Annotated in this window: 29 protein-coding genes and 3 pseudogenes; 14 read left to right on the top strand and 18 right to left on the bottom strand. The window is 69.5% G+C overall.

The annotated features are described in order from the left end of the window. Positions 1-129 precede the first annotated feature (129 nt). The 4 genes and pseudogenes from P1K31_RS20905 to P1K31_RS20920 all read left to right on the top strand — a co-directional run bounded on the left by P1K31_RS20905 (position 130) and on the right by P1K31_RS20920 (position 3,368). Positions 130-1,065, top strand: coding sequence for an ArsA family ATPase (locus tag P1K31_RS20905; protein ID WP_276306790.1), 936 nt, complete (start codon positions 130-132; stop codon positions 1,063-1,065). A gap of 56 nt (positions 1,066-1,121) precedes the next feature. Further along, entirely contained in the window at positions 1,122-2,468 is a 1,347-nt protein-coding gene (locus P1K31_RS20910) for an MFS transporter (protein ID WP_276306791.1), read from the top strand. A 257-nt stretch (positions 2,469-2,725) separates the two neighbouring features. Beyond that, positions 2,726-3,085 (top strand): annotated as a pseudogene (locus P1K31_RS20915) (helix-turn-helix domain-containing protein); the annotation flags it as partial. 4 nt (positions 3,086-3,089) lie between these two features. After that, positions 3,090-3,368, top strand: coding sequence for a DUF7521 family protein (locus P1K31_RS20920; protein WP_276306793.1), 279 nt, complete (start codon positions 3,090-3,092; stop codon positions 3,366-3,368). Positions 3,369-3,374: 6 nt separating this feature from the next. On the opposite strand, the gene P1K31_RS20925 is transcribed toward P1K31_RS20920, so the two are convergent. After that, the gene (locus P1K31_RS20925) at positions 3,375-3,785 is read right to left on the bottom strand and encodes a universal stress protein (RefSeq protein ID WP_276306794.1); all 411 of its coding nucleotides are present in this window, start codon (positions 3,783-3,785) and stop codon (positions 3,375-3,377) included. Between the two features lie 66 nt (positions 3,786-3,851). Then, a pseudogene (locus P1K31_RS22185) lies at positions 3,852-3,938 on the bottom strand (DUF7501 family protein); the annotation flags it as partial. A gap of 301 nt (positions 3,939-4,239) precedes the next feature. Here P1K31_RS22185 and P1K31_RS20930 point away from each other — a divergent pair. Continuing rightward, on the top strand, positions 4,240-4,680 hold the full coding sequence (locus P1K31_RS20930; protein WP_276306820.1) for a universal stress protein: 441 nt from the start codon (positions 4,240-4,242) through the stop codon (positions 4,678-4,680). 15 nt (positions 4,681-4,695) lie between these two features. On the opposite strand, the gene P1K31_RS20935 is transcribed toward P1K31_RS20930, so the two are convergent. The 4 genes from P1K31_RS20935 to P1K31_RS20950 all read right to left on the bottom strand — a co-directional run bounded on the left by P1K31_RS20935 (position 4,696) and on the right by P1K31_RS20950 (position 6,977). Beyond that, entirely contained in the window at positions 4,696-5,118 is a 423-nt protein-coding gene (locus P1K31_RS20935) for a universal stress protein (RefSeq protein WP_276306796.1), read from the bottom strand. A 164-nt stretch (positions 5,119-5,282) separates the two neighbouring features. Continuing rightward, positions 5,283-5,612 carry a hypothetical protein gene (locus P1K31_RS20940; protein WP_276306797.1) on the bottom strand — a complete coding sequence of 110 codons (330 nt, stop codon included), beginning with the start codon at positions 5,610-5,612 and terminating at the stop codon, positions 5,283-5,285. 34 nt (positions 5,613-5,646) lie between these two features. Next, positions 5,647-5,844: a trypsin-like peptidase domain-containing protein gene (locus P1K31_RS20945; protein ID WP_276306798.1), complete on the bottom strand. Its 198-nt coding sequence runs from the start codon at positions 5,842-5,844 to the stop codon at positions 5,647-5,649. A gap of 332 nt (positions 5,845-6,176) precedes the next feature. Then, positions 6,177-6,977 (bottom strand): enoyl-CoA hydratase/isomerase family protein, encoded by an 801-nt coding sequence (locus P1K31_RS20950; protein WP_276306799.1) that lies wholly within the window; start codon positions 6,975-6,977, stop codon positions 6,177-6,179. A 149-nt stretch (positions 6,978-7,126) separates the two neighbouring features. On the opposite strand from P1K31_RS20950, the gene P1K31_RS20955 reads away from it, so the two are divergent. Then, a complete protein-coding gene (locus tag P1K31_RS20955; protein ID WP_254547401.1) occupies positions 7,127-7,348 on the top strand; it encodes an AbrB/MazE/SpoVT family DNA-binding domain-containing protein in 222 nt (73 codons plus the stop codon). Further along, positions 7,345-7,827, top strand: coding sequence for a type II toxin-antitoxin system VapC family toxin (locus P1K31_RS20960; RefSeq protein ID WP_276306800.1), 483 nt, complete (start codon positions 7,345-7,347; stop codon positions 7,825-7,827). The genes P1K31_RS20955 and P1K31_RS20960 overlap by 4 nt, the downstream gene beginning before the upstream one ends. Before the next feature lie 10 nt (positions 7,828-7,837). On the opposite strand, the gene P1K31_RS20965 is transcribed toward P1K31_RS20960, so the two are convergent. Then, positions 7,838-9,460, bottom strand: coding sequence for a class I adenylate-forming enzyme family protein (locus tag P1K31_RS20965; RefSeq protein WP_276306821.1), 1,623 nt, complete (start codon positions 9,458-9,460; stop codon positions 7,838-7,840). A gap of 59 nt (positions 9,461-9,519) precedes the next feature. Here P1K31_RS20965 and P1K31_RS20970 point away from each other — a divergent pair. Next, a pseudogene (locus P1K31_RS20970) lies at positions 9,520-9,672 on the top strand (hypothetical protein); the annotation flags it as partial. A gap of 124 nt (positions 9,673-9,796) precedes the next feature. Further along, positions 9,797-10,744 carry a ferritin family protein gene (locus P1K31_RS20975; RefSeq protein WP_276306801.1) on the top strand — a complete coding sequence of 316 codons (948 nt, stop codon included), beginning with the start codon at positions 9,797-9,799 and terminating at the stop codon, positions 10,742-10,744. Between the two features lie 86 nt (positions 10,745-10,830). On the opposite strand, the gene P1K31_RS20980 is transcribed toward P1K31_RS20975, so the two are convergent. Together P1K31_RS20980 and P1K31_RS20985 are read right to left on the bottom strand one after the other, a co-directional pair. Then, complete coding sequence (locus P1K31_RS20980) at positions 10,831-11,280, bottom strand: MaoC family dehydratase (RefSeq protein WP_276306802.1); 450 nt, start codon at positions 11,278-11,280, stop codon at positions 10,831-10,833. 276 nt (positions 11,281-11,556) lie between these two features. Next, positions 11,557-11,766, bottom strand: a complete 210-nt coding sequence (locus tag P1K31_RS20985) for a hypothetical protein (protein ID WP_276306803.1) — start codon at positions 11,764-11,766, stop codon at positions 11,557-11,559. Between the two features lie 84 nt (positions 11,767-11,850). Between P1K31_RS20985 and P1K31_RS20990 the strand changes: the two genes are divergently transcribed. The 5 genes from P1K31_RS20990 to P1K31_RS21010 all read left to right on the top strand — a co-directional run bounded on the left by P1K31_RS20990 (position 11,851) and on the right by P1K31_RS21010 (position 15,444). Next, positions 11,851-12,159 (top strand): antitoxin VapB family protein, encoded by a 309-nt coding sequence (locus P1K31_RS20990; RefSeq protein WP_276306804.1) that lies wholly within the window; start codon positions 11,851-11,853, stop codon positions 12,157-12,159. Then, a complete protein-coding gene (locus P1K31_RS20995; protein ID WP_276306805.1) occupies positions 12,156-12,539 on the top strand; it encodes a PIN domain-containing protein in 384 nt (127 codons plus the stop codon). The genes P1K31_RS20990 and P1K31_RS20995 overlap by 4 nt, the downstream gene beginning before the upstream one ends. A gap of 207 nt (positions 12,540-12,746) precedes the next feature. Beyond that, the gene (locus tag P1K31_RS21000; RefSeq protein ID WP_276306806.1) at positions 12,747-13,817 is read left to right on the top strand and encodes a hypothetical protein; all 1,071 of its coding nucleotides are present in this window, start codon (positions 12,747-12,749) and stop codon (positions 13,815-13,817) included. Continuing rightward, positions 13,814-14,287, top strand: coding sequence for a Zn-ribbon domain-containing OB-fold protein (locus P1K31_RS21005; RefSeq protein ID WP_276306807.1), 474 nt, complete (start codon positions 13,814-13,816; stop codon positions 14,285-14,287). Before P1K31_RS21000 ends, P1K31_RS21005 begins: the two co-directional genes overlap by 4 nt. After that, positions 14,284-15,444 (top strand): thiolase C-terminal domain-containing protein, encoded by a 1,161-nt coding sequence (locus P1K31_RS21010; RefSeq protein ID WP_276306808.1) that lies wholly within the window; start codon positions 14,284-14,286, stop codon positions 15,442-15,444. Before P1K31_RS21005 ends, P1K31_RS21010 begins: the two co-directional genes overlap by 4 nt. 78 nt (positions 15,445-15,522) lie before the next feature. On the opposite strand, the gene P1K31_RS21015 is transcribed toward P1K31_RS21010, so the two are convergent. From P1K31_RS21015 to P1K31_RS21055, 9 genes are all read right to left on the bottom strand, one after another. Continuing rightward, complete coding sequence (locus tag P1K31_RS21015; protein ID WP_276306809.1) at positions 15,523-16,059, bottom strand: DUF7344 domain-containing protein; 537 nt, start codon at positions 16,057-16,059, stop codon at positions 15,523-15,525. A gap of 266 nt (positions 16,060-16,325) precedes the next feature. Continuing rightward, positions 16,326-16,607, bottom strand: coding sequence for a hypothetical protein (locus P1K31_RS21020; RefSeq protein ID WP_276306810.1), 282 nt, complete (start codon positions 16,605-16,607; stop codon positions 16,326-16,328). Positions 16,608-16,660: 53 nt separating this feature from the next. Then, a complete protein-coding gene (locus P1K31_RS21025) occupies positions 16,661-16,885 on the bottom strand; it encodes a hypothetical protein (protein ID WP_276306811.1) in 225 nt (74 codons plus the stop codon). A gap of 825 nt (positions 16,886-17,710) precedes the next feature. Next, positions 17,711-18,754, bottom strand: coding sequence for a lipid II:glycine glycyltransferase FemX (locus P1K31_RS21030; RefSeq protein ID WP_276306822.1), 1,044 nt, complete (start codon positions 18,752-18,754; stop codon positions 17,711-17,713). 89 nt (positions 18,755-18,843) lie between these two features. Continuing rightward, positions 18,844-20,499 (bottom strand): alkaline phosphatase family protein, encoded by a 1,656-nt coding sequence (locus tag P1K31_RS21035; protein WP_276306823.1) that lies wholly within the window; start codon positions 20,497-20,499, stop codon positions 18,844-18,846. Beyond that, on the bottom strand, positions 20,496-22,391 hold the full coding sequence (locus P1K31_RS21040; RefSeq protein WP_276306824.1) for an asparagine synthase-related protein: 1,896 nt from the start codon (positions 22,389-22,391) through the stop codon (positions 20,496-20,498). The genes P1K31_RS21035 and P1K31_RS21040 overlap by 4 nt, the downstream gene beginning before the upstream one ends. 541 nt (positions 22,392-22,932) lie before the next feature. After that, on the bottom strand, positions 22,933-24,360 hold the full coding sequence (locus tag P1K31_RS21045; protein ID WP_276306825.1) for an oligosaccharide flippase family protein: 1,428 nt from the start codon (positions 24,358-24,360) through the stop codon (positions 22,933-22,935). Between the two features lie 22 nt (positions 24,361-24,382). Then, positions 24,383-25,498, bottom strand: coding sequence for a DegT/DnrJ/EryC1/StrS family aminotransferase (locus P1K31_RS21050; RefSeq protein WP_276306826.1), 1,116 nt, complete (start codon positions 25,496-25,498; stop codon positions 24,383-24,385). Between the two features lie 593 nt (positions 25,499-26,091). Continuing rightward, positions 26,092-26,541 (bottom strand): universal stress protein, encoded by a 450-nt coding sequence (locus P1K31_RS21055; protein WP_276306827.1) that lies wholly within the window; start codon positions 26,539-26,541, stop codon positions 26,092-26,094. Positions 26,542-26,546 lie beyond the last annotated feature (5 nt).

Here is a 26,546-nt window from a genome sequence, read left to right on the forward strand (position 1 = left end):
ATCGCAAGGATCGTGCGAACTGTACGAGCCGTGTCGAATCTGCGAGAAACGACGTGTGCTCGCCGCGGACGGGCCGACGGCACCCCTCCGCGGCCGCACGCCTTGCGGCCGCGGGACCAAGGTCGGGCGATGACCGAGTACGTCTTCTACGGCGGGAAGGGCGGGGTGGGAAAGACGTCGTGCGCCGCCGCGACGGGGCTCGAACTCGCCGGCCGCGGAGCGCGCACGCTGGTCGTCTCGACGGACCCCGCCCACTCCCTCGGTGACAGCCTGGAGACCGAGCTGAGCGGCGAGCCGACGCGCGTCGCGGCGAACCTCTGGGCCGTGGAGGCCGACCCCGAGGCGGGCCAGGAGACCTACCGCGGGATCGTCTCGGTGCTCGCGGCGGAGTTCCGGGAGGCGGGCGTCAGGCTCGACGACGAGGACGTCGAGCGGTTGTTCGCGGCCGGGTTCGTGCCAGGGAGTGACGAGATCGCCGCGCTCGAGTTCATCGGGGAGTACGCGGAGGCGGACGCGTGGGACTACGTGGTGTTCGACACCGCGCCGACGGGACACACCCTCCGGCTGCTGACCCTGCCCGACGTGCTGCGCGAGTCGCTCTCGACCGTCGGGAAGGTGCGGGGACAGCTCCGACGGCTGGTCGCCTCGGCGCGGAGCGTGGTGTTCGGCCCCGCGGCCCTCCTCCGTCCCGGCCGCGAACCGGACGAGGTCGACGCGCTGCGCGAACGGATGGAGCGCGTCGCCGCGCTCCTCCGCGACCCGGAGCGAACCGACTTCCGGGTCGTGCTGCTCCCCGAGACGCTCGCCATCGAGGAGACCCGACGGCTCGTGGAGCGCCTCCGCGAGTTCGACGTTCCGGTCGACACGCTTCTCGTGAACCGCGTGCTGGAGGACGTAGACGAGAACTGCGACCGGTGCGCGGCGCGGAAGGCGCGCCACGAGCGACGGCTCGAACGCGTCCGGGAGACGTTTCCCGACTGCTCCGTCCGGGTGGTACCCGAACTCGACGGCGAGGCGTACGGCCGGGACGCGCTCTCCCGCCTCGCCGAGCGGATCGACGCGTGACCGTCCGCGACCGCCGATTACACAACCGTTAGGTCGTTCTCGCCGCTCTAGATAGTATGAGCGCGCCGCGCGCGGCGACGGCCACGGCCGCGGTCAGATCGCCCCGCCGCGCCCTCGCGACCGTCGTCGTCATCGTCTTCGTCGACCTGCTGGGGTTCGGCGTCGTCATCCCCATCCTCCCGTTCTACGTCCGCAGCTTCGGCGTGAGCGACGTCTTCATCGGCCTACTCGCGGCCTCCTACTCGCTCATGCAGTTCGGCCTCGCGCCCGTCCTCGGCCGCGTCTCCGACGAGCGCGGCCGGCGGCCGGTCCTCATGCTCTCGCTCGCGGGGAGCGCCGTCGCGTGGACGGTCTTCGGCCTCGCGGGGGAGGCGGAGGCGTTGCTCGGCGTCGTCGGTGCCGTCGCCACGCTGTTCTGCTCGCGCATGCTCGCCGGGGCGATGGGCGGGAACATCGCCGCCGCGCAGGCGTACATCGCCGACGTCACCCCTCGCGAGCGCCGCGCCGGGGCGCTCGGCCTCGTCGGCGCGTCGTTCGCCCTCGGGTTCATCTTCGGTCCCGCGATCGGCGGCGCGTTCGCGAGCGACGCCGTCGTCTCGGCCGCGGACCGTCTCCTCCCGTCGTTCGTCCCGACGACGCGCTTCTCGCTGCCGAGCTTCGCCGCCGCCGGACTGAGCCTCACCAGCTTCCTCCTCGCGTACCTCTTCCTCGAGGAACCGGAGCGCACCCGGGCGGCGGCCCGCGGCGGGACGTTCGTCGCGCAGTTCCGCGAGGCGCTCTCGACGCCCGGCCTCCGGGACCTCGTCGTCGCGTTCTTCCTCGTCTCCCTCGCCTTCTCGGGCGTCCAGGTGATGTTCATCCCGTTCGTCGCGGACATCTACGGCTACGACGCGTCGCAGGCGGCCGCGCTCCTGACCTACGTCGGCGTCCTCGGCGTCGTCAACCAGGGCGTGCTCGTCGGTCGCCTCTCGCGGCGCTACGACGACCGGCTGCTCGCGCTCGTGGGCGCGGGCGTCCTCGCGCTCGCGCTGGCGGGCATCCCGGGCGCGCCCGCCCTCGGTCGCGCGCTCTTCGGCGGACTCGCGCTGGCGTCGCCCCTGACGCCCGAACTGGCGGCGCTGCTGGTCGTCCTCGCCTGCCTCTCGTTCGGCAACGGCCTTCTCAACGTCTCGCTCGCCACGCTCGTCTCGACGAGTACGGGGGAGGAGACACAGGGCAGCGCCTTCGGCGTGACACAGGGGGCGGCGAGCCTCGGTCGGACGGTCGGACCGCCCGCGATGGCGCTGCTGTACGCCGCCGTCGCCGTGTGGTCGCCGTTCGCCGTCGGCGCGGCGCTGGTCCTTCCGATCGTGGCTCTGCTGGTACGGGTGGCGCGGCGGCCGACGACGACGACGGCGGGCTGATCGGGAGAGGAGGGCCGAAGCGGGGTACGGGTCGGCCGCGCGGTCGGTACGGTGCCGCCGGGACCGGACCGAACGCCGACGGGCGCGGCGGCGGCCATCTCGTCCGGCGACCGACGCCCGGTTCGGACTGTCGTTATCGTCGTACTAACATCCCGCCCGTCGATGGCGGTTGATCTGACAAGTATATAACGGTGGTGAAACGTGGGAGCGACGGAGAGACAGGGCTATACGTCCCCTTCGAGGACTGTCAGATGGAGATGGTGCGGCCACACGACGACGGTTCGGAGATGCAGGCGGTCCTCGACGCCCTCGACGACGCGACCTGCCAGCGCATCATCGTGGAGTTGGACCAACCTATGACGGCAAGCGAACTCTCGGAGACGTGCGACGTCCCCCTCTCGACGACCTACCGGAAGCTGGACGACCTGAGCGAGGCCTCGCTCGTCGCGGAGGAGACGGAGATCCGACGCGACGGCCACCACACGACCCGCTACCGACGCGACTTCGAGGAGGTCGTCATCCGATTGAGCGAGGACCGCCGGCTGGCCGTGACCATCGAGCGGCCGTCGACCCCCGACGAGCGCCTGGAACAGCTGTGGGGCGAGGTACGGAGGAAGCGCGATGACCGCCGAGTTCGCCACCCTCGTCGTCGCGTTCAAGACCCTGACGCTGGTGCTCGGCGGCGTCATCACCTACTTCGCGTTCAAGGCGTACCGACGCACGCGGGCGCGGGCGCTCGCGGCGCTCTCGGTCGGGTTCGCCATCGTCACCTTCGGGTCGCTCCTCGCCGGGGCCGCCCACCAGGGGTTCGGCCTCGACTCCGACACCGTCCTGCTCATCGAGAGCGCCCTCACGGCCGTCGGCTTCGGCGTCATCACCTACTCGCTGTACGCCGACTGAGTCGCGTCACGGCCGCCTGATCGTCAGCACGGGGACCTTCGCGAGGCGAACGACGCGCCCGGCGACGCTCCCCATGAACAGCCGATCGAGTCCCGTTCGACCGTGGGTTCCCATCACGATGAGGTCGATCCGCGCCTCGTCGGCGTACTCGAGGATCGCCCGCGACGGCTTCCCCTCGACGACCGCGCGCGTCACCGACAGGCCCGCCCCGCTGACGCGGGAGGCGGCTTCCTTCGTCGCGCGCTGTCCCTCCTCGGTCAGCAGGTCGAGCATCGGCCCGCCGCGGGCGACGGTCACGTCGGCGACGTAGACGACGTGGATCACGGCGTCGGCGCGCGAGGCGAGGTCGATGGCGTGTTCGAGCGCGGCCTCCGCCGTGTCGCTCCCGTCAGTCGGCACGAGGATGTTGTTGAACATGGACGTCTCGGCGTGTGCTTCGCCGCCCGGGATAATCAAGGCGCGCCGCCCTGGGCCGGACGACTCGCCGGTCATGTCCCCACCCACTCGCTCGCGCCAGCCGTCGAACCGCTCTCGACACCAGGGGTCGGCCTCGACGTGGTCGACGAAGCCCGGACCGCCGTCCCTCGATCACGCGCCGCAGAACGCGCAACGCTCGGGGTCGTCCCACCGCGGACACGCCGGGAGTGCGTCGTCGGGCACCACGAGCGTACCGGACAAACCCAAACCTGTTTCGAGGGGTATGGTCACGTATCGGAGCGGTTGATCGATTACACGGGGCGATTATACACCTCGACGGCCGTGGAACCGGGATTCGTACGCGCCCGTCGGTTTCGCTCGACCGCCGGCGGTCGAACGACACCCGTCGAAACAGGGGTACGTGTTATCCCTCGTCGGAGCGATTGTGGTAGGTATGTACGAGCACATCCTCGTACCGACCGACGGAAGTACGGGATCGACGGCGGCCGCGGAGCTGGCGATCGACCTCGCCCGACAGTACGACGCGACGATCCACGCGCTGTTCGTCGTGGACACGACCTCGCTCCCGGCGGACGTGACGGCGACGTACGTCGACGAGGCGCTCGAAGGGGTGGGCGAGGACGCCACGGCGGCGGTCGTCGAGCGCGCCGCCGAGGCCGGCGTTGAGACGGCCCCCCCGGAGATCGCCTACGGCGCGCCCCACCGGGAGATCCTGGAGTACGCGGACGAACACGACGTCGACCTCATCGCGATGGGGACTCGCGGGCGGAGGGGCCTGGATCGGCTGCTCATCGGCAGCGTCGCCGAGAAGGTCGTTCGCCTGTCGACCGTACCCGTGTTGACGACCCACGCGCCGGAGGACTCGACCGACTAGCCGATCGCTCCGGGATCAGACCGGGAGGACCGGAACCCGCGACAGTCGCAGGACACGATCGGTCACGCTACCGATGTGCGGCGGCTCGACCCCCGACGCGCCGCGCTTGCCCATCACGATGAGGTCGACGTCGTTTCTCATCGCGTAGTCGATGATGGCCCGGTCGGGAGTGCCGCGGACGCAGTGACACTCCGCGTCGAGGTCCCGCCCCTCGGCCTGCCTGCCGATCCCCTCGACGATCCGCCAGCCCTCCTCCTCGATCTCCTCGATCGCGAGCTCGAAGCTGCCGAGCGCCGGCGTGTCGCCGTGGACGTGTTCGTCGACGACGAACAGCGCGTGAACGTCCGAGCCGTGTTCCTCGGCGAGCGCCAGCCCGTGTTCCACCCCCCGCGCCGCCTCGCGACTGCCGTCGGTCGGGATGAGGATGCGTCGGTACATGCGCCGGTCGTAACACGGCGGTCGAGAGAAGTGTTGTGTCTCCTATACTTTTGCCGAACAGTCTCGATGCGCGACGGCGCTGACCGGGGCGCTCCCCGTCGGCGCCGGCGGGTCGGTCCGCCGTTCGCGACGGCGAGCGGGGAAGCTACCGCCCTCAGCGGTCCTCAGACCCCGTAGCCCTGCGTGACCGCGAGGGCGACGACGAGCAGGACGAACCCGCCGTAGAGCAGGAGGTTCACCCGGATCAGCCCGAGGGCGGACGCCACCGTCCCGTCGTTCGTGACGGCGCTCGGGTTCTCGGCGGCGATGCGGCGGTGGAGCGTGACGTGGCCGACGACGTATCCGACGAGGGCGACCACGAACAGCCCGAGCGTCGCGAGCACCAGCGGCGGCTCGCCGAGCACGACGCCGGCGACCACGGCCAGGATCGCCACTACCAGCGTGACGTTCATCCCGAGGGTGAGTCGTCGGGCGGTCGCGATGTCCGAATCCATCGTTCTTGGATGGCAGAACGCCGACCATAACGGTTTACATTCGCTCCACGGCGACGACCGCGAGGTCGGTCGGGACGTCGCGGCCGAGGACCCGCCCGGCGCGCCAGTCGTCGCGGCTGAGCTGCACGTTCACCGACGAGGCGCTCCCGACGACGTGGGCGTTCGTGACGACGTGCCCCTCCCCGTCGTAGACGAAGCCGCTTCCCTGGCCCTCGCCCCGCTGGACGAGCACGACCCCCGCGACGCTCTCCCGATAGACGTGGGCGTAGGGCCCCCGACGGACCGACCCGTCGCGTTCACCTCGGCGGATCGGTTCGTACCGTTCGTGCCGGTCGTGCCGTTCTATCCGGCGGACAGTCCGGGGAGGACGCTCGAACAGCCAGCGAGTCCGGCGCTCGCCACGGTCCCCAGCGCGGCGAGGAACCGTCGTCGCGTCGACGGGCGCGAAGGGTCGGCCATGGTCGCCCGGACGCGCTACGGTCGAATAGGCGTTGGGCCGTCGTTCCAGTTCACGGACGGGCGACCGAGGGCGAGACGGGGACTCGGTTCGGGGCGCGACTGCGACTACCTCCCGACGAACTCCGGTTCGTAGTCGTCCTCGCGGAAGGCGCGCGCGCCCTCGGCGTGGTCCTCGGTGGCGAGCAGGCGGGGGAAGCGCGCCCGGTCGTACCGCCGCCCCTCCGCCAGCCCGACCTGCGTCGAGAGGAGCGCCGACTCCTTGATCGCCCGCAGCGAGAGCGGCGGCTTCGCCGCGAGCGTCTCGACGACCGCCGCGACCTCCGCCTCGAAGTCGTCGTCCGCGAAGGCGTCGTTCACCAGCCCCAGGTCGGCGGCCTCGGCCGCGGGGACGTGCTCGCCCGTCATGGCCAGTTCGCGGGCGACGGCGGGCCCCGCGAGGCGGGCGACGTACTGGACGCCGCCTGCGCCGGGGATGATCCCCAGATCGACCTCCGGGAGGCCGAGGCGGCTCGACTCGCTCGCGTAGCGCAGGTCGCAGGCCAGCGCGAGTTCGAACCCACCGCCCAGGCAGTAGCCGTCGATCTTCGCCACGACCGGGGCCGGGCAGTCCTCGACGATCTCCTGGACCGGTCGGGAGGCGTTCGTCGCCGGGCCGTCCCCCGAGAACTCGTTCACGTCCGCGCCCGCGCAGAACGCCCGGTCGCCCGCGCCCTCGATCACGACGACGCGCACCGCCGCGCCGTCGGCCTCGTCGTCCACCTCCCGGAAGCGTTCGAACGCCGCCTCGATGTCGGCGCGCAACTGCCCGTTGAGCGCGTTCAGCGCGTCAGGTCGGTTCAGCGTGATGCTGCCGACGCCCGTCTCCTCGTCGAACGCCGCGATGGCCGCGTCGAGTTCCTCGTGCATACCCCTCGAACCGGTGCGGGGGGTAAATAGCTCACCGTCGAACCCGCGACGGCGAACGACGCCACCGTTCGCCGACGACGCGGCCGACGAGCGAACCGAACGCGGCGGAGGGGGTAAGGATTATTGCGTAATACTAAGTACGTATTATCATGAGTCGGGTCACGAGCAAGGGACAGGTCACGATCCCGAAGGAGATCCGCGAGCGGCTCGGGATCCGAGCGGGCGACGAGGTCGCCTTCGAGGAGACCGACGAGGGGTACGTCATCCGCAAGGAGGTAGACGAGAGCCGCTTCGAGCGGTGGCGGGGTGCGGCCGACACCGAAGCGACGGTGGAGGAGCGTATGCGCGAACTCCGCGGAGAACGTCCGTGACGCGGACCGTCGTGGACACCAGCGCGCTGATCGCCCTCCTCTCGCCCGACGACGAGCACAACCGAGCGGCGGCGACGCTCCTGCGGGAAGCCGCCGAGGAGGGGGCGCTCCTGGTAAACCCCGTCGTCTACGCGGAACTGGCCGCCGACCCGTTCTTCGGCTCGCGATCGGACCTCGACGACTTCCTCGACGACACGGGCATCGCCGTCGAGGAACTCCCGCGGGCCGCCCAGTTCGAGGCCGGGAAGGCGTTCCAGCGATACCTCGACCGCCGGGGGGAGGAGCTCCAGTGCAGCGAGTGCGGGCACGAGACCACGTTCCAGTGTCCCGACTGCGACGCGTCGATCACCGCTCGTCAGCACGTCGCCGCGGACTTCCTAATCGGCGCGCACGCCGCGACGGTCGACGCGCTCCTCACCTTCGACCGGGGGTTCTACCGCGACTACTTCGACGTGACCTGCCGGACGGTTCGGGGGTAGCGAGCGCCCGTCAGATCCCACCCGAGTCGCCCGCCGCCGCGTCGTCGCGCCCCTCCAGCTTGAACTTCTGGACCTTCCCGCTCGCCGTCCGGGGGAGGTCGTCGAGGAAGATCACCCGACGGGGGTGTTTGTACGCCGCGATGGCGTCGAGGCAGTACCGCTTCAGGTCCTCGGCGGTCACGTCCGCGCCCGGTTCGACGCCGGGGCGCGGGACGACGTAGGCGATCGGCACCTCGTTGCGCCGCTCGTGGGGGACGCCCACCACGGCGGCGTCCGCCACCGCGTCGTGTTCGTGGAGGAGTTCCTCGACCTCGCTCGGGTAGACGTTGTACCCGGCGGAGACGATCACGTGCTTCTTGCGGTCGACGATCTCGTAGTAGTTCTCCGGGTCGCGCCGGGCGACGTCGCCGGTGCGGAAGTAGCCCGTCTCGGTGAACGCCGCGGCGGTCGCCTCCGGCATGTCGTGGTAGCCGCGCATCACCTGCGGACCGCGCACGAGCAGTTCGCCCGCCTCGCCGACCGCCACCTCCTCACCGTCGTCGTCCACCAGCTTGCAGTCGGTCGTCCGGAGCGGCTGGCCGACGGTGCCGCGTCTGGGGCCGTAGGTCGATCCCTGCTGGGAGTGGGTCGCGCCGCTCGTCTCGGTGAGGCCGTACCCCTCCGCCATCTCGACGCCCGCGACCGCCTCGAACTCGCGCTGGACGGCGACGGACATCTTCGCGCCCCCCTCGGCGGCCTGCACCAGGCTGCGCAGGTCGCGCTCGCCGAACGTGTCCGCGTTCACCAGGTCCACGTACATCGCGGTGACGCCGACGAAGTGCGTGATGCCCGCCTCCTCGATCAGCTCCATCGCCGCGTCCGGGTCCCAGTTCGCCGGGCTGCGGAGGTAGAGCGCGCCGCCCCGGATCAGCGGCTGCCAGGCGGTGTGGATAAAGCCCGTGATGTGATAGAGGGGGAGCCAGATGAGGCTCCGCACCTCCTCGTCGGGGAGGTCGTCGAGCGCCCCCGTGAGGTAGGTGAACGTCTGCGCGCGGAGGTTCCGGTGGGTGAGCTCGACGCCCTTCGGCCGGCCGGTCGTCCCGCTCGTGTACGGCAGGAGGGCCACGTCGTCGTCGTCGCGCTCGATCAGGACCGGCTCGCCCGCCACCGCCTCGAACGACACGTCGCCCTCGGGGACTCCTGATCCCCCGTCGACGGCCTCCGTCCCCCCGCCGACCGTGACGACGACCGGCTCCCGGCCCGTCTCCGCAAGCGCCTCCGTCACCGTCTCGCGGAGCGCGGGAGGGGTCACGACGGCCCGCGCGTCGGCGTCATCCAGCTGGTAGCTCAGCTCGCGGACCCTGTACTGCGGGTTGACCGGCGAGACGACCACCCCGGCGCGGAACGCCCCGAGCGAGGCGAGCAGGTACTGGGGGCAGTTCGGGAGGTAGAGCAGGAGCGCGTCCCCCGGCTCCAGCCCGAGGTCGCGGAGGCCGCCGGCGAACCGCGCCGCGGCCGCCCCCACCTCGGCGTGCGTCAGCGTCCGCCCGTGCATCTCGACCGCGAGCGCGTCGCCGTGGCGGGAGACCGTCTCGTCGTGCAGCCGCGCGACGTTTCCGTGCCGAGCGTCGTCGCCGACGTCCTCGAGTCGCATGGAATCTGTTACCGAAACGCAGGGATTAAGTGTTGTCCCGGAGCGCGGCGGCGTACGAGGTGACGACCCCCACGCTGCTCTCGATGTTCGTCCGGACGGATCGGCTCACCGTCGAGGACGCCTCGACGCTCCTCGATCTGATCGCCGCTGGTCGGAGCTGGGAGACGAACAGCTACGTCCAGCGGGCGCGCTCGCTGCTCCGGTCCGGGTGAGGCGTCCGGCCCCGAGACCGAGATCGGGGGACCGGACGCGGATATCGCTAGCGAACCACTCGACTCAAGTTGTCAACAGTTGCGATAGACCTATTCGTTCGGTAGGCAAAAACTAACACGAACTATGACGCAGATTCGGGACGCCAGCCGAGAGATGCGCCTCGATCCGGATTCCTTCGCGGGGGGCTACTTCCGCAACGCGGTCTACCGCCACTGGGACCCCTACGAGGACGTTCCGCAGGCCCTGCTCGAGCAGGACCGCGAGCGGCTGATCGCCCGCGAGCAGACCGAGGGGCAGTTCGACGGGTTGCGCCGGACGCTCGCGCTGTTCGGCGCGGGCGAGGAGGCCGTCACCGAGGACCTCGCGCCGCTGCTCATGGTGACGAGGGACGTCGACAAGCAGCTGTTCCTCACCTCGCAGCTCTACGAGGAGGCGAAGCACACCCAGTTCTTCGACCGCTACTGGCGCGAGGTGGTCAACCCGGTCGCCGAGGCGTGCGGCTTCGAGGTGACGAACCCGACCGACCAGCGCTACTTCAACGAGGACTACGTCGCGCTGTTCGACGAGACGGCCGACGCGATGGAGCGCCTGCTCACCGACGACACGCCCGAGAACCGCGCGCGGGCGTACTGTCACTACCACCTCGTCGTGGAGAGCGTCCTCGCCCAGACCGGATACTACGGCATCCAGTCCTCCTGGTCGCCGGCCGGCGCGGACCTCGACGTCGCGGGCGAACCCGTCCACCTGGAGGGCCTCATCGAGGGCGTCACCCGCGTCCGCAGCGACGAGGGGCGACACGTCGGCTTCGGCATGCACGAGGTGCGCCGGCTCGTCCAGGAGGAGGGCGTCGATCCCGACGTCGTTCAGACCACCCTTCAGGACCTCATGGGCCACGTCGCCGGGACGGTCCAGTACGAGGAGGGCGAGGTCGACTCGACGCCGCTCGTCGAGTACGCCGCGGAGAAGCTGACCCGCCGCATCGAGATCATCACCGACGCCGAGGCGGAGTTACCGCCGGTCGAGGAACTGGTCCACGTCGAGGGGGGGCGGGACATCTCGGCGGCGGACTGACCGTCGGTCCTCCCCCATCCGGTTCGAGCAGGACGCGTTCGACGAACGCCTCGCAGGAGATCAGTGTTTTCTCCCAACCCAGCGGCTCACTCGCCGGCCTCGCGTCGCGCCACGAGTCCCAGCCCGACCCACGAGATGACCTCCTCGCCGTCCTGGTTGTAGCCCGTCACCCGGCTCCTGACGTGGCCCCGCGAGGGGTCGCTCTCGGAGGGTCGCTTCTCGAGAACTTCGGTCTCGATCGAGAGCGTGTCGCCGGGGCGGACGGGGCGGTACCACCGGAGTTCGTCCACTCCGAGCGCGCCCATGCCCGCCCGCTCGCCGAGCACGCTATCGACGAGCATCCGCATGCACAGCGACGCGGTGTGCCACCCGCTCGCGATGAGCCCGCCGTAGGGCGACTCGGCGGCCGCCTCCTCGTCCACGTGGAACGACTGGGGGTCGTACTGCGTGGCGAACTCGACGATCTCCGCCTTCGTCACCGTCCGACTCCCGTGCTCGGTCACGTCGCCGACCTCGATGTCCTCGTAGTACTCCATCGGTGCGGTAGGTCGGCGGAGGAGGTCAAGTGAGCTTCGGTCCGCGTTAGCGTCTCGCGCGGCCGGGCGCGGTGCGTGATCGCGTCCGATCCGCGCGACCGGGACGTCCCTCCTACGGCGAGAGCAGTCGGTCGAGTTCGTCGGCCCGATACCACGACGTCATTATCCGAATAACGATGATCGCGATAGTGACCTGCGAGTCGATCGCATCCTCGATTCTGAGGCACGGAGAGCCGCCTCGGGTCGGCGAAAAGTCGTGCACCGACGGCCCGGCCTTCACCACGCTCGCCTGGGGGGTTCTTCTACCCGGCGGGTCGACGCTATCGCCCCTCGAACTCCGGCTCCCGGCCCTCGCCGAACGAGCGCAGGCCCTCGCGGAAGTCCGCCGTCCGTCCCGGTGAGCGCGAGACAGCGGGCGTCGTCCTCGTGCAGCGAGACGGCGAGGTCGAACAGCTCGTCGGTCATCCGCCGGTTGAGGGCGGTCATCGTGCTCGTGCTGTCGAGGCGGTATAGCCGTTCGGCCGACGACGAACTTATGCACGTTACGAACGTACGTCTACGTGTACACCTATGGCGACCAAATCGCTGACCATTCGCGAAGACGCGTACGAACGCCTGCGGGCGCTGAAGCGCGACGACGAGAGTTTCAGCGACCTCGTCGATCGACTGACCGCCGAGAAGAACGCCGACTGGCGAACCCACATCGGGTTCGCCGAGCGGGAGGGACTCGCCGAGGAGTACGACGCCGTCATGCGCCGCCGCCGCGAGGAGATGGAGACGACCGACTCGTTGTTCGGGGACGTGCTCGAACCGCTGGGACGCGAGGGGGCCGACGACGAGCGAGTGACCGATGACGAACCGGAGATCGACGACGCATGAGATGCGTCGACACGTCGTTTCTGATCGACTTCGCGAAGGGCCACCCCGCCGCCCGCGCGTTCTTCGAGGACGACGGGGCGGACGTCTACTACGCGCCGACGCCCGCGCTGGCGGAGGCCTATACGGGACTGTTCTATCTCGGGGATTACACCACCGAGGAGGCCGTCGCCCGGTTCGGTTGGACGACCCCGCAGCCGATCACCCACGGGATCTCGATCGAGGTCGCTCGGCTCCAGGCCGATCGCATGCGCGCAGGGACGTCGATCAAGACCGCCGACGCGTACATCGCCGCGACCGCACGCTCCCTCGACGTTCCGTTGATCGCCCACGACGACCACTTCGAACGGATCGACGGACTAGACGTACTGACGTATCGGTGACGTCCTCCGCGGCGCGAACACCGGAACTTCCCGCGCGGCAGGAACTCAGTCGGAGGGTCCAGTCCGGCAGGTTCCAGTCCGGAAGCGCGGCGACGCGAGTCGCCGTCGGCGCGGAGCAAACCGCCATCACCAGAAACTATTACTGACTCGCTGGTAAGCTACCAGTGGTATGTCATCACGACGCAGGCAGTTCGGCGGGGGTGGAACGTGGTCGTAATCGCCGGGTGCGGCGGCTACGTCCCCCTCTACCGCATCGAACGCGAGACGGTCGCGGCGCAGGCCGGCGGGTCCGGCCGCGGCGAGAGCGCCGTCCCGGCGCGCGACGAGAACCACGTCACGATGGCCTGCGAGGCCGCCGGGACGGCGCTCGCGCGGGCCGACCTCGACGGGGGTGACCTCGGCGCGGTCTTCGCCGCGAGCGTCACCGATCCGCTCGCGGAGCACGGGATCGCCGCGCACGTCGCCTATCGCTTCGACGCGACCGGCGACGTGCGGACGGGCGACTTCCGGGCGACCCCGCGGGCGGCCGCGGACGCGCTGTTCGCCGCCCGCGCGTTCGTCGAGTCGACCGGCGAGCGGGCGCTCGTCGTCGCGAGCGACGTCCTCCCGGCCGAGCCGGGCGACGACGGCGAGGCGTCCGCCGGTGCCGGCGCGGGGGCGGTCGTCCTCGCCGACGACGGTGCGAACGCCGACGCGACGGACACTCCCGCGACGGCCGACGACGACGCGCCCGCCGCGACGCTCACCGGGTGGGGCCAGGAGACCACGGGGTTCGTCGAGCGCCACCGCGAGCACGGCGAGCCCGCGGTCGGGGGCGACGCACGCTTCGAGCGGCGGTACGGCGCGCGCCCGGCGGCCGAGGCCGCCGTCGAGCGTGCGCTCGCGGCGGCGGAATCTCCCGCCCGGGCCGTCGCCTGCGCCCCCGACGCCCGGCTGGCTCGGACCGTCCTCGGCGGCGTCGAGGCCGAGCACGTGAGCACGTTCGACGCCGTCGGCTCGGCCGGAACGGCCTCCCTGCTTCTCGATCTCGCACACCTGCTCGAGACCTCCGAGCCCGGGACGCCCGCGCTCGCGGTCTGCTACGGCGCGGGCGGCGCGGACGCCGTCGCGTTCGAGGTCGGGGATAGGGTCGAGCGGGGCGGGGACGTCGAGGGAGACGAGGCGAGTCGGGGCGGCCCGACCGTCGCCGAACTGCTCGACGCCAAGGAGTACGTCACCTACGCGAAGCACCTGGAGTACCGCGAACCCGTCGAGTACCAGGGGGTGAACCGCGCGTGAGCGGTCCGCGCTACGAGCGCACGAAGCGACAGGACCAGCGCCTCGTCGGCTTCGAGTGCCGCGACTGCGGCTGGGTGTCGTTCCCCGAAGAGAAGCGCACGTGCAAGCGCTGCGGCAGCGCGCCCGCGGACTTCGAGGCGGTGCAACTGGCCGAGCGCGGCGAGATCAAGACTTTCGTCGTCCAGCAGTACCTCCCCGACGACATCGAGACGCCACAGCCCGTCGCCATCGTCGACCTCCCCCAGGTCGACGGGAGCGGCGAGTCGGCCCGGGCGTACGGCCTGCTGACCGAGACGCACCTGGAGGAGATCGACGTCGGCACCGAGGTCGAGGCGCGCTTCCGGGAACTGTTCGCCGACGGCTCCCGGCCGATCAACTCCTTCAAGTTCGGCGTCCCGCGCGCGACGAAGGGCGGCGGCGGCGGAGCGAATACCGACGCCGGCGGGAGGGACGGGGGTGACGGGCGATGACCCGGGACGCCTACGTCGTCGGCTCGGGCATCATCGAGTTCGGGGAGCTGTACGAGAAGTCCTTCGACGACATGCTGGAGGAGGCGTACCTGAACCTCCTCGACGGCGTAGACGGGGGGGTCGCCCCGAGCGACATCGACGCCGCGTGGTACGGCACCATCGACATCGCGGGCGAGGGATCGTCGGGGGCGGCGCTCGCGCACGCGACCGGGCTGTTCGAGACGCCCATCACGCGCGTCGAGAACGCCTGCGCGACCGGCAGCGACGCCTTCCGAAACGCCTCGCTGGCCGTCCAGTCCGGCGCGGCGGACGTCGCGCTCGTCATCGGCGCGGAGAAGATGCTCGACGACACCGCCGGGCTCATCGGGAGCGCTGCGCTCGAGCGCCTCTGGCGCGGGCGGGGCGTCACGATGCCCGCGTACTTCGGTATGCGCGCGACCCGCCACATGGACCAGTACGGCACGACCCGCGAGCAGATCGCCGAGGTGTCGGTGAAGAACCACGCCAACGGCGTGAAGTACCCCTACGCCCACCAGCAGTTCGAGTGCTCCGTCGAGGACGTCCGCGAGTCGCCGACGGTGAGCTACCCGCTCAACCTCTATGACTGCTGTCCGGTCACCGACGGGGCGTGCGCGGTGCTCCTCGCGAGCGAGGACCGCGCCCGCGAGTTCACCGACGACCCGATCCGCCACGCCGGGTGGGGCCTCTCGGCCGACTCGTTCCAGCGCGGCGACGACCTCGCGCTGACGAACTTCCCGGCGACCCGGCAGGCCTCCAGTCAGGCCTACGAGCGGGCGGGGATCGGTGCCGGCGACGTCGACGTCGCCGAGGTCCACGACTGCTTCTCCATCACGGAGCTCATCACCTACGAGGACCTCGGCCTCTGCGCCGACGGCGAGGGCGGGCGGTTCGTCGAGGAGGGTCACCCCCACCTCGACGGCGACACGCCCGTGAACCCCTCCGGCGGGCTGCTCTCGAAGGGTCACCCCATCGGCGCGACGGGCGTCGCGCAGCTCGCCGAGATCTTCGAGCAGCTCCGCGGCGAGGCGGGCGACGTGCAGGTCGACGCCCCCGAGGTCGGCCTCCAGCACAACATCGGCATCGGCCGCAACGCCACCGGCGCGGTCAGCTGCGTGAACGTACTCGCGCGCGACTGACCCGTCGCCACCCGGTTCGGCTCCGGCACTCTCGGTTCTGTCTCGGCACTCCCGTTCGTTCGATCGCGCGCGAAGCGATCAGAGGCGGGCGGAGACGACGCCCGTCCGCCGGTCCGCCTCCTGCAGGAGACGGACGCCGACGAGGAGCGCGAAGAAGAGGCCGGACCACGCGACGGCGGGGACGGCCACGAGCCCCGGGAGTCCCAGGTATGCGCCGGTGACGACGCCGAACCCGACGAGGCCACAGAGCAGGTAGGCCGTCTCCCACGGCACGTCGGCGTTCCGGTCGAGTCCCATGTACCGCTCGACCGTCGTCGCCCGCTCGGTGAGCGTCACCACCTTTCGCTCACGATCGTACTCGACGACGCCACACCGCGCGAGCCTGGGCAGGTGCGACTGGTGCAGCGAGTTGTAGACGCTCTGTCGCACGTTCCGGGGGGCCGGCGATTCGTCCGTCTCGGCCGCGGCGATCGCCTCGGCCAGGGTGGCGACCTCGACGCTCGGACCGCGCCGTCGTAACTGTTCGATAGCGCGGCGACGGCGGTCGTTCTGTAGTATTTCGTACACCTCACCCTCCCGGAGGGACGGTTCGTCGAAGACTGCGTTCGTGCTCATGCGTGTGAAGGACGACGAGGCGGGCGCTTCCCGGATCGAAGGTGGTTGGCCGTCGGCGACTGACAGCCCGCGTATCAGTAGTCACGCGGGTTCGATGGGAGAAAAAACTATCCGTTTATCCGGATATTATGTATTTGAAATAATAACGCCCCAATACGTTCTACGTTCTAACTGGTTAGTCGTACCGCGAACGGCTGAGAAATAAGTGGCCGTCCCAGCCGACGGCTGGCCGAGGTCGGTCCGATCGTCCGACGGCGTTCGGACGCTCAGAGCCGGGGGTTCGGGACGAACGAGACGGGTTCGTCCCGGAGTTGCCGACGGAGGCTATCGCGGGGGATCCACGATCGCCGGCCGTCGGGCATCAGCACGCGGACGGTGCGCGGCGACGCGGCGACGATGCGCCACGTGCGGCCGTCGGCGTGTTCGATTCGATCGCCGGGGCCCAGCCCGTCGACGGTCAGCTCTCGGCCGCTCCGGCTCCGGGCGGCGCGGTCGTCCGTCGTCGGGTCCCTCGCCCGAGCGTCGGCGCGGATGAAGTCGATGTACACGTGTCCTGCGGTCGGTGGTCGGTCGGTTCGATTCGCCGGAGGTGGGTTCGGTCCTACCGGATCGAGCTACCCACCAGACGGCCGCGAAGCTCGTCGGTGAGCGTCTGGACGCGGTTCGAGAACTCGGCGGCGTCGTCCTCCGTGACGAGGCCGCGCGTCTGGAGCCCCGACACGAGGCCGGCCAGTTGCTCCTCGGCGAAGTTCAGTTCGATGATTTCGGCGTCCGCGATGTCGTCGGTGCGTTCGTCGGTGCGTTCTTCAGTTCGTGTGCCTGTCATGCCCACGAGGTCGGATAGAGGCGGCGACCGCATACTCGTTACAGCAGGCGCATGCGCCCGCCGAGGCACCCCGGCAGGTGTGTAACGCAATCGCAGTGTTCAAGATAGTGATAGCACGCGACTGGTCGTCAGCGCCGAATCGCTCCGAGCGCGGATAGTCGCGGGGAGAGGACCGAATACGTCGACCGGGGCGGGCGTGCGGACGCCTCCTCGTCCGTGCTCCACCGCGGGGACACCCCACCGCTTCGAGTGAAGCGCCACGGTAGTAGTGTGGAGACGTTCGACTCGGTCCGACATCGTCCGCGCGTATCGTCGATAGTACTGATCGACATTCTACGGGTGTCGGAGGTTGATCCCACACCTCTGGTTTTCAGTGAAACGCTTGGGATCGCGTCTCGGTTCTGACCTCCAGAGAGCGGTTAGTACTTGACATCCTCCCCGCCGTAGACGGCGAGGATTCCCGACCGCGTCGGGATAACCTCATAAATGGAAAGCGCCTGTACCATCTCCCAACCCTAATCCGTTGGCTCAAGGCCTCTTTGCGTAGGTTTACGCTACCATACCACATACATTGCTCATACAGTTGATCATATGATAATCGAGAGCTGCTGGCGGCTAGTGAGGGACACTCTTTCCCTGGCTTTCACTGAAAACGAGGGGTGTCCCCCAGCCGTGAATTGGTTCGCGTTCACCGAAAGCGAGGAGCGTCTGACGTCTGGCTGACGTCGCTGAGGATTAGCGCATACAGCCGCCTCATCGCCGTCGTTCACGTGAAGCGGTGGAGTGTCCGACCCAGATCGGAGGGTCGTTAACCCCACGGACGGATCACTTCACCCGCTCTCGCAGCTCCGCCGTCCGCCCGATCACGTCCGAGGCGAGCGCGCGGGCACCCTCGGTGAACGAGTCGAGCGAGGCCTTCCTCTCGATGTTGTAGTACACCTCGGGTTCGGGGCCGAACTTGGCCTTGTACTTGCAGAGCCGCGGCATGTTCGCGCCGACGAGGTCGTAGCGCGCGAGGCCGCGGTCCATCGCGTCGCACATGATGCGCCAGTCGAGCAGGTCCGCGGCGGGGATGTCGCCGCCGTACTTCGCGCCGCCCTCCCAGCGGTAGATCGTGTCGCCGTACTCGAGCGTGATCATCCCGGAGACGATCTCGCCCTCGTACTCGCAGACGTACGGGCGGACCTGCCCCGCCGGCAGCGTCTCGTAGAGGTCGATGACGAACCCGGGGTAGACGCGGTACTCCTTGTCCTGCTCGTCGTGTCGCTCCCGGATCTGTCGGACGATCGTCCTGATCTCGTCGACGCCGCCCTCGTAGATCTCGAAGTCGGCGTCCGTGTTGCGGATGTTGCTCCGGGCGTCGCGGCTGAACTCCGCCATGACCGCCTCCTCGCCCGGCGTGAGGTCGACGATGTAGGTGTAGTACGGCGTGGCGTCGTAGCCGCTCCAGACGAACGGCCGCACGTCGGTGAAGCGCCCGCCGAGGCGGACGTACGTCGCGTCGGGATCGACGACGTCCTCGGTCCACTCCAGGCAGCCCTGGACGAACTGCCGCTGGTAGCGCTCGGCGCGTCGCCGCTTCATCTTCTCCAGGTTCAACACCGCCGGGCCGAGCGGGAAACTCTCCAGGATGTACGGCGGGCACTTGACGATCGAGCGGCGGCCGCGCTCGACCTCGAAGACGGGCATGATGCCCACGGGCTCCTGGCCGTTGTAGCCGACGAGGGGCGTCAGGTCCGCCCCCGAGTGGGCGACGAGGAGTTCGAGGGCCTCGTACTGGTGAAAGAGGTTCGTCTGGTTCGACTGTTCCACGCAGCGGTTCCACGTCTCGCGGTCCGATTCGTCGATTCGGGTGATCTCTATGCTCATTGTCAGGGGTGTGATTCGATGGGATGCGTTCGATGCGGTCGGTGTGGTCGATGCGGTCAGTGCGGTCGGTGTGACGGTTCGACGTTCGCTCAGTCGAGATAGCCGAGGTCTACGAGGCGGTTTTCGACGCTGTACTCCGAGTCGCCGTCCCGCTCCTCGCGGGGGGTCGGGCGCGGGTACTCCCGCACGCCGACCGGCGTGACGGGATCGAGCACCCGACCGTCCATGCGGTCGCTGGCGGGGATCCCGAGGGTGGCGAGCACCGTCGGGGCGATATCGAGGAGGTGCGCGCCGGCGACGCTCGCGCTCGCGTCGACGCCCTCCCCCGCGGCGACGACGATCCCGTCGCGCTTGTGGTTCCACGGCTCGTTCGGCGGGCCGAACGTGTCGGCCCCGAGGCGCGCGGAGGGGAACTGATCGTAGTCCGCCGGGATGGTGACGACGTCGACCGCGTCCTCCACTTCGGGCCCCTCGAACACCTCCTCGCGGCGGGCGACGCGCTCGAAGACGGGAGCCCCGTCGGGGGTGGTCACCCCGCTCAGGAGCGAGATGAGTTCGTCCCGGAGCGCCTCGTACCGCTCCGGCGGGACGATCCCGTCCGGCTCGCGACCCGCCAGGTTGATGCGGATCCCGAGTTCGACCGGCAGGCGCATGTACGCCCGCGAGTTGGCGAAGTCGACCTGCTCCTCGCCCGCCGCGGTCTGCAGGAGGCTCGCGGGGACGACGCGGGCGACGTGATCGTCGAGACCCGCCCGCTTCAGGAGGGCGACCATCCGATCCGGCGTGACGCCGACGCGCCCCGCGAGCGCCGTCCCGCGCTCGAGGACGGTCGCGGCGGCGGACGCCCCGACGCCGCCGTCGCCGCCGTCGTCCCCCTCGTTGAGCCGATCGTGGAAGATGGGGACCCACGAGGGGCGGCCCTGTCCCGAGCGCGTCGTCGTCAGGTAGCCGTGGTCCCGGAGGAAGGCGTTCACCCGGAACTCCATGCCGGAGTAGGGCCCGATGCCGTGGTCGCTGACGACGAAGACGGTGTCGGGATCGCACTCGTCGAGGACGCGGCCGATCTGCACGTCGATGGCCTGGTAGACCGCCCGCAGTTCGTCGCGGTCGCCGGGCAGGTCGTGGACGACCGTGTCCGACTGCTGGAACTGGAGGAACCCGAAGTCGGGATCGAACCGCTCACAGAGGTAGCGAAACGCCTTCCCCCGCATCCGAACGAGTCGCATGTACTCGACGTGCCTCGCGACCTTCTCCGCCTGCGAGTTGAACTCCTCCTCCGAGTAGACGCGGTAGCCGCCGATGGCCTCGCGCAGTTCCTCCAGGACCCCCTCGGGGTGACAGGCGGGGGACTCGGGCGCGATGAACCCGGGGACGATCGCCCCGTCGATCGCCGACGGCGGATGGGTCACCGGCACGTTCACCACGACGCTCGAGCGACCGTGCCGATCGAGAATGTCCCACAGCGCCGGCTCGCGGAGCACCGTCGCGTCGATGACGTCCCAGTCGTAGCCGTCGTACCGGAGGAAGCTGTACGCGCCGTGCTTCCCCGGGTTCGTTCCGGTGAACAGCGACGGCCACGCGCTCGGCGTCCACGGCGGCACCTGCGATTCGAGCGGGCCGCTCACGCCCCGCTCGACGAGCGACTGCAGGTTCGGCAGGAGGTCGCGCTCGAACAGCGGATCGAGCACCTCCTCGCACGCGGCGTCGATACCGACGATCAGCGTGGTGAGGTTTCGGCCGGTCATGCCACGTCCTCGAAGGTGATGTCGACGTCGACGCCCGGGGGCGAGTCCGGACGGTCGGCCGTCCGGAGGCCGGCCAGGCGCTCGACGCCCGGCATCTCCAGGAATCCGAGGAGCATGAACAGCTCCCAGTAGAAGTTCTCGCCGTTGACGTGCCGGCGGTAGCAGTCCAGGACGCCGCCCCAGTCGAGAAACGGCAGCGCCTCGATGAGGTCGCGCCGCTCGAGGATGGTCTCGATGGCGAAGCGGTCGTGGCGCAGCAGCTCCGGCCCGTGGACCCACGGCCGGTGGCAGTAGTACGGAACGTCGGGCTCGTCCCTCCGATGGCGACGGCGCATCGAGGTGAGGTACCTCCCGACGTACTGGGTGACGAACGACCGGTCGAGCCCCACGCCCGTGCTCGCGTGCGGGACGTCGGCCAGCGCGGGCGAGAGGCGCGCGATGGCCTCGTTCACGACGTCGCGCCGTAGCTGGTACTTGATCGGGAAGCGCAGCGCGAGGTCGATCATCCGGTTGTCGAGGAACGGCGTCCAGTGGGGCATCGACTGCGTCAGCCCGAAGTAGAACAGGTCCGGGTCGTTCGACATCGGGTAGAACTCCCGCAGCGAGACGAGTTCGCGCAGCGACGGGTAGACCACGCCGTGGTGGTCGATGCCGCCGACCGCCTCCCGGACGTTCGCCTCGAAGACCTCCTCCATCGTGACCGGGACATCGAGAAACGGCGGGAGCGGCTCCGCGGCGCGCTCGACGTACTCCTCGACGGAATCCGTGGATCGCTCGACCGGGAGCGTGAAGCCGCCCAGCGGGCCGAGGTCGACCGTCGGGTTGGGCAGCGTCGTGGCCTTGAACAACACGTCGGCGTAGAGGCCGCTCACGAGGACGTCCACCTCCTCGGCGAGTCGGTCCTCGAACCCGGTCGTGTGCCCCTGGTCGAAGCGCCCGTAAAAGGGCATCATCGAGGGGTTCTCCGCGAGGCAGCGCCGGTGGTGGTCCCGGTCGCGCTTGAGCCAGACGAAGGGACAGTCGGCCGCGTGCGCCGCGCGCTCGGCGACGTTCGCCTCTTCGCTCATCCAGTCGGAGAGGTGATAGGCGACGGGATCCCGGTCGGCCGCGCCGGCGAGCAACAGCCTGGAGTCGCTCCCGCCGCTCAGCAGGACGCCGTGTCGGCGGTCGTCGTCGAGGTACTCGTCCATCACCGTCTCGAAGGTCTCGACGAACGCGTCGACGAACGCGGAGAACGGCCGATCGACCGGCCGGTATCGCGGCGTCCAGTAGCGCTCCGTCGCCGCGTCGCCCGTCGCGAGGTCGACGGTCAGCACCGACGAGGGGGGAACCTCCTCGACGCCGACGAACGGCGTCCGGGTACCGGAGATCCGCCCGGTGGTGAAGTACTCGGGGAGGTACGCCTCCTCGAACGCCGCGTTCACCGCGACGGCGAGCGACTGCACGTTCGAGGAGAACGCCAGGCCGTCGCCCGTTCGCGCGTAGTACACGGGGTGAGAGCCCATCCGATCGCTGAACAGGTGGACCGCGTCGCGTCGGGGGTCGTAGACGACGCCCGCGAACGTGCCGTTCGCCCCTTCGAGGAACTCCATCCCGAAGCGATCGTAGAGGTCCGCGCAGTAGGCGGCGGGGCGCTCCCGGTCGGGACCGGTGACGGGAACGTACCCGTTCGGGCCGTCGTGCCCGCGGACCTCCCCCCAGAGCCAGACGAGCGCACCCCCGGGTGCGCGGGCGGGTTGCTCGCCCGCCTCGTTCGCGTGGACCGCGACGGACACCCGGACGTCGCCCTCCTCCGCGTCGAAGGCGACCTCCCGGCCGGACCACTGGAGGCCGTCCCGTAGACAGTCGATGTCGCACCCGGTCGAACCGAGCGCGCCGCACAATCCCGGCATTCTACCCCGACGTATACCCGGTCCGTACTTCGTTAATCAGAAACATAGCAGTCGCCGATTCGGTATATAAAGAATAGCGCGAGAATAACCGTGTAGAGACGGTTTCGGTTCGTGGACATCCACGAAATCGGATTGACCGCCCCGCGTCGCTCGAACGGGGGCGCGGAAGCCGACGAGAGGCGCCTTCCCGTCGTCGGGAGGGGGTTACAGGGAGGTTATCCGGTCGGAATCGGGGGTGCCGATCCGGAGGTCCGGAGGCCGGATTCGAGACGCGGCCTCTCGTGGATCGCAGGGTCACCCACACCCCCCTCGTTTCCGACGTTAGCGACGTGATCGCGGTGGACGGCTGGGGCAATGCAGCCGGACGGGGTGACGGGTAAGAGACCACGCGGAGCTGTTATTGCCCCTTCCGCGGATGCGAGGCGTGCGAGGTGCGTCGGTCGATGGCGGGATGGGCGGGCCGAGTCGGGGCGACGGTGGACGAGAGAACCAGTGCATCGAACTGCGTTCGCCGGCGTCGGCGGTCCCGTCCCGCTCGACGTCACGCCGCGGGGCGGGGGATGAGGTTCGAGACGTACCCGAGCAGGAGCGACCGGAGCGGCGGGTAGAGCATGACGACCGCGCCGTAGACGACCGCGCCGACGGTCACCACGACCAGCAGGCGCGGGACGGTCGTGACGGGGAGTTGCGCCCGAACGGCGACGATGACGCCCGACATGACCAGCGACGCGAGCACGCACCACGCGAGCTTCAAGTAGGGCAACCTGAAGGCGATGAACTCGGTCAGGTAGCGCACCCGGAGGAGCATCCCCACCGTGAACGAGAGGGTCGTCGCGAACGCCGCCCCGAGGAGCCCGAACTGCGTGACGAGCGTGACGTTCAGCACGAGGTTGAGCACGAGGGCGACGACGGTGGCCCGTGCGACGAGGTTCGGCTTGTCGAGCCCGAGCAGGCACTTCCCGACGAGGACCTGGATCGCCTCGGGGATCTTGCCCGCGACCAGCACGACGAGCGCGAGCGCGGCGACCGAGAAGTCCTCGCCGAAGACCACGCCCATGATCTCGTGCGACAGCAGCGCCGCGCCGAACACCGACGGGATGATGAGAAACAGCGACGGGACGACGCTCGACGAGACGAGCCGCTCGATCCGACCGGTCTCCGACTGGGCGTCCCACGCGCTCGTCTGCGGGAGGACCGACATCCCGATGGCCGCCGCGAGCAGCGTGGTCACGCCCGAGACGCGCCAGGCGATCTCGTACGCGCCCACGGCCGACTGCGTGAGGAACAGCCCAATGACGAGCACGTCCATCCAGTTGTGGACCTCGATGCCGACGCTCGGGATGAGGTTGTACTTCGCGTAGTGAAACAGCGAGACGGCGTCTCTCGGGTTCGGCTTGCCGACGGGCGGCCGGTCGCGGACGATGGCCCAGGCCGAACTGAGCGCCGAGCCGAGGAGGACGCCGAAGATGAGCGCCATCACGTCGACGCCGAGCAGGATGAGCACCGTCGAGGTGCCCATCTGGATGACCGAACTCAGGAACTGAACGTCCGCGGTGTCCCCGACCCGGAGGTCCCCGCGGAGCCACGCCATCACCAGCCGCTTGACCTGCGTCAGCGCGATAGCGACGATCAGCCACAGCGCGAGGTCCGCCCCGATGTAGGCGTTGAGCGGCCCGCGAAAGAGCACGATTCCGAAGGCGACGAACGAGAGCAGCCCGAGCATGAGCGCCGCGGCCGAGGAGACGACGCTGCCCGCGTCCTGGCCGCCGCTGATGCGCTTTTCCATCGCCGTGGCGAGCCCCATGTCAGAGGCCATGACGAGGACGCTCGACGCCGCCTGAAACAGGAAGAAGATCCCCATCTGCTCGCTGCCGAGTTCGCGCGCGAAGAACGCCACCGCGACGAACGAGACGGCGTTCGTCGCGATCTGGGCGCCGAACAGCTTGATGCTCGACCTCGAGATGTTCATCGACATGGTGGTGTGGGTGTGATCAGCGGACGCGCGCGGCGAGGTGATCGACGTCCCGGGGAGTCATATCCTGATGGGCCGGGAGGAGCACCAGTCGCCGCGAGCGTTCGTTCTCGGCCCGGTAGTCGGGATCCCCCCTGACGCCCGACGGGAGCGTCGGCCACGCGAAGGCGCTCACCGCGCCCGCGAGCGACTCGACGAGCGACGCGGGATCGTCGGCGACGACCGGATAGAACCACGGGCAGACGCCGGGCGGGAGGTGCTCGAAGACCGGGGCGAAGCGGTCGTCATCCGACAGGTGATGGTGCCACCTGGCGAACGCCGCGCGTCGGTTCACCGTCACCGCGACGGGATCGATGCGCGTCAGCGCCGTCGACGAGAGTTTCGACATGCGGACCTTCGATCGCTGGTACTCCCCCAGGGGGTCGTCGGAGGGCGGGACGTACGGCTTGTTGTCCCCGTTACGGAGGCAGTCCAGGAGTTCGAGTGCGGCCTCCCCGACCGATCCGGCCGACGAGGCGGCGGCCCCGGCGCAGTAGCGGTAATCGTCGCACGTGTAGCGGTCGCGAACGCCGGTCAGCGGCAGCCGTTCGGTCGGGTCGACGCACGGGCCGTTGAAGTACAGTACCGCCCCGTCCGGAACGGGGAGCGTCTTGTGGAGGCTGGTGAACCCCACGTCGCCGAACGTTCCCAGGAGGCGACCGTCGCGTCGGCTGAGCGTCGAGTGGGAGTTGTTGTCGATGACGGCGAGGTCGTGGCGGTCGGCGAGCGCGCGGATCTCGTCCAGGCGCGGCTGGGGGAACCCGAAGTAGTGGACGACCACGATCGCCGACGTCTCGTCGTCGAGGCGGGCCTCGGCGTCCGCCACGTCGGCCGAGAGGTCGTCCGCGACGCGATAGAAGCGCGGTTCGACGTCCAGTTCGTGGAACGGCTCGACGACGCCCGGCGGGAGGTACGACGGCAGGAGGACGTTCGTCCCGGGGCAGCCGAGCGCCACCAGCGCGTTGCGGAGGGCGATCTTGCTGCTGGAGCAGAAGCGATACGGGACGCCCGCCCCGTCGACGACGGATCGGACGGTCCGGCGCGACGACGGCAACAACGGCCACGGCCGCCTGCGAGGGGACGACGGGATACTCATCGGTCCCGGCGGGCGACGAGGGCTGAAGACGGTACCCGCCGGTGCTCGCGCACGCAGTGCATCAATGGCTACCCATCGGTCCGCGGGGCATTGTTATGAGTCGCTTATGTCGACGCGGGAGGCGCGGCGTGCGGAGTTATATCGCGCCGGCGACGACGGCGGTCCCCGCACGCCGGATACGTCGATCCCCTCCGGCGTCGGGCGAATCACCGTCAGGGTAACGACGGCGAGCGCCAGCGCGGTGACAGTGGCTACGGCGAGGACACTGGCCTACGTCGGGGGCTCGCCGACACCGACTTCGAACGTCGTCTCCGTCCGAAACCGGATCGCTCTCGATCAGGAAACACCACTCACCGGACTCCCGCGGCGCATCGTGCGAACGCGCGATCCAGTGACACCGTTCGGTTGAGAGCGGCGCACGGAGATATTGTAACGATTCAGGCGACGACGGTCGGTTGCCGAGAGTCGGCGCAGGGGGCACAGCGCGGGGCTGATCCGGACAGTCGGCCCCTGTTTCGACCGGAGGGCGTATCCGGACGGGCGACACGGCAGCGTCACTCGAGGCTCCCCCGCGAGGGACACACGAGCGGGCATTACACCGGTTCGGCGGTGGGCGTCTCGGCGACCGTGTCGACCTCCATCACTTCGATCCAGTCGGGCACGTGTTCGCGGAGAAACGAACTGACGTTAGGGTCGTTTCGGAGCAGGCGACTCAGGAATTGTCGCCAAGTGGCTTGCTGATTCGCACCGACCACGACGATGTCCGCGCCGATCTGGATGGCCTCGTCGAGGATCACCTCCTCGACGAGAAACCCACGACGGGTGGTCACCGACGCCTCGACGCCATCGAGCGTCGACGAAATCGCCCGCGTCAGTTCCGCCGTTTGCGTATCGTTCCCAACCTGGTAGAGGTTGACGTGAAGGACCCTGAGGTCCGCTGGGGCGAGGTCGTGTGCGAGGCGGCCGGCAACCGCCAGGGTTCGGGCGCTCTGGGCGGTAAGCGGGTATCGGATCGGAGCGAGGATCGTCGTTTGTTCTGTCATAGCGC

Source organism: Halomarina halobia (assembly GCF_029338575.1).
Classification (GTDB): domain Archaea; phylum Halobacteriota; class Halobacteria; order Halobacteriales; family Haloarculaceae; genus Halomarina; species Halomarina halobia.

Bases quoted from the DNA above. Each gene is read 5' to 3' on its own strand.
- P1K31_RS20965 (WP_276306821.1), bottom strand. From the start codon at position 9,460: ATGCGACTCGAGGACGTCGGCGACGACGCTCGGCACGGAAACGTCGCG.
- P1K31_RS20985 (WP_276306803.1), bottom strand. From the start codon at position 11,766: ATGACCGCCCTCAACCGGCGGATGACCGACGAGCTGTTCGACCTCGCC.
- P1K31_RS21015 (WP_276306809.1), bottom strand. From the start codon at position 16,059: ATGAGCACGAACGCAGTCTTCGACGAACCGTCCCTCCGGGAGGGTGAG.
- P1K31_RS21050 (WP_276306826.1), bottom strand. From the start codon at position 25,498: ATGAGTATCCCGTCGTCCCCTCGCAGGCGGCCGTGGCCGTTGTTGCCG.
- P1K31_RS20955 (WP_254547401.1), top strand. From the start codon at position 7,127: ATGAGTCGGGTCACGAGCAAGGGACAGGTCACGATCCCGAAGGAGATC.
- P1K31_RS21025 (WP_276306811.1), bottom strand. From the start codon at position 16,885: ATGACAGGCACACGAACTGAAGAACGCACCGACGAACGCACCGACGAC.
- P1K31_RS20980 (WP_276306802.1), bottom strand. From the start codon at position 11,280: ATGGAGTACTACGAGGACATCGAGGTCGGCGACGTGACCGAGCACGGG.
- P1K31_RS21040 (WP_276306824.1), bottom strand. From the start codon at position 22,391: ATGCCGGGATTGTGCGGCGCGCTCGGTTCGACCGGGTGCGACATCGAC.
- P1K31_RS20930 (WP_276306820.1), top strand. From the start codon at position 4,240: ATGTACGAGCACATCCTCGTACCGACCGACGGAAGTACGGGATCGACG.
- P1K31_RS20975 (WP_276306801.1), top strand. From the start codon at position 9,797: ATGACGCAGATTCGGGACGCCAGCCGAGAGATGCGCCTCGATCCGGAT.
- P1K31_RS21035 (WP_276306823.1), bottom strand. From the start codon at position 20,499: ATGACCGGCCGAAACCTCACCACGCTGATCGTCGGTATCGACGCCGCG.
- P1K31_RS21010 (WP_276306808.1), top strand. From the start codon at position 14,284: ATGACCCGGGACGCCTACGTCGTCGGCTCGGGCATCATCGAGTTCGGG.
- P1K31_RS20920 (WP_276306793.1), top strand. From the start codon at position 3,090: ATGACCGCCGAGTTCGCCACCCTCGTCGTCGCGTTCAAGACCCTGACG.
- P1K31_RS21030 (WP_276306822.1), bottom strand. From the start codon at position 18,754: ATGAGCATAGAGATCACCCGAATCGACGAATCGGACCGCGAGACGTGG.
- P1K31_RS21055 (WP_276306827.1), bottom strand. From the start codon at position 26,541: ATGACAGAACAAACGACGATCCTCGCTCCGATCCGATACCCGCTTACC.
- P1K31_RS20950 (WP_276306799.1), bottom strand. From the start codon at position 6,977: ATGCACGAGGAACTCGACGCGGCCATCGCGGCGTTCGACGAGGAGACG.
- P1K31_RS20940 (WP_276306797.1), bottom strand. From the start codon at position 5,612: ATGGATTCGGACATCGCGACCGCCCGACGACTCACCCTCGGGATGAAC.
- P1K31_RS21045 (WP_276306825.1), bottom strand. From the start codon at position 24,360: ATGAACATCTCGAGGTCGAGCATCAAGCTGTTCGGCGCCCAGATCGCG.
- P1K31_RS20925 (WP_276306794.1), bottom strand. From the start codon at position 3,785: ATGTTCAACAACATCCTCGTGCCGACTGACGGGAGCGACACGGCGGAG.
- P1K31_RS20935 (WP_276306796.1), bottom strand. From the start codon at position 5,118: ATGTACCGACGCATCCTCATCCCGACCGACGGCAGTCGCGAGGCGGCG.
- P1K31_RS20990 (WP_276306804.1), top strand. From the start codon at position 11,851: ATGGCGACCAAATCGCTGACCATTCGCGAAGACGCGTACGAACGCCTG.
- P1K31_RS20910 (WP_276306791.1), top strand. From the start codon at position 1,122: ATGAGCGCGCCGCGCGCGGCGACGGCCACGGCCGCGGTCAGATCGCCC.
- P1K31_RS20905 (WP_276306790.1), top strand. From the start codon at position 130: ATGACCGAGTACGTCTTCTACGGCGGGAAGGGCGGGGTGGGAAAGACG.
- P1K31_RS20995 (WP_276306805.1), top strand. From the start codon at position 12,156: ATGAGATGCGTCGACACGTCGTTTCTGATCGACTTCGCGAAGGGCCAC.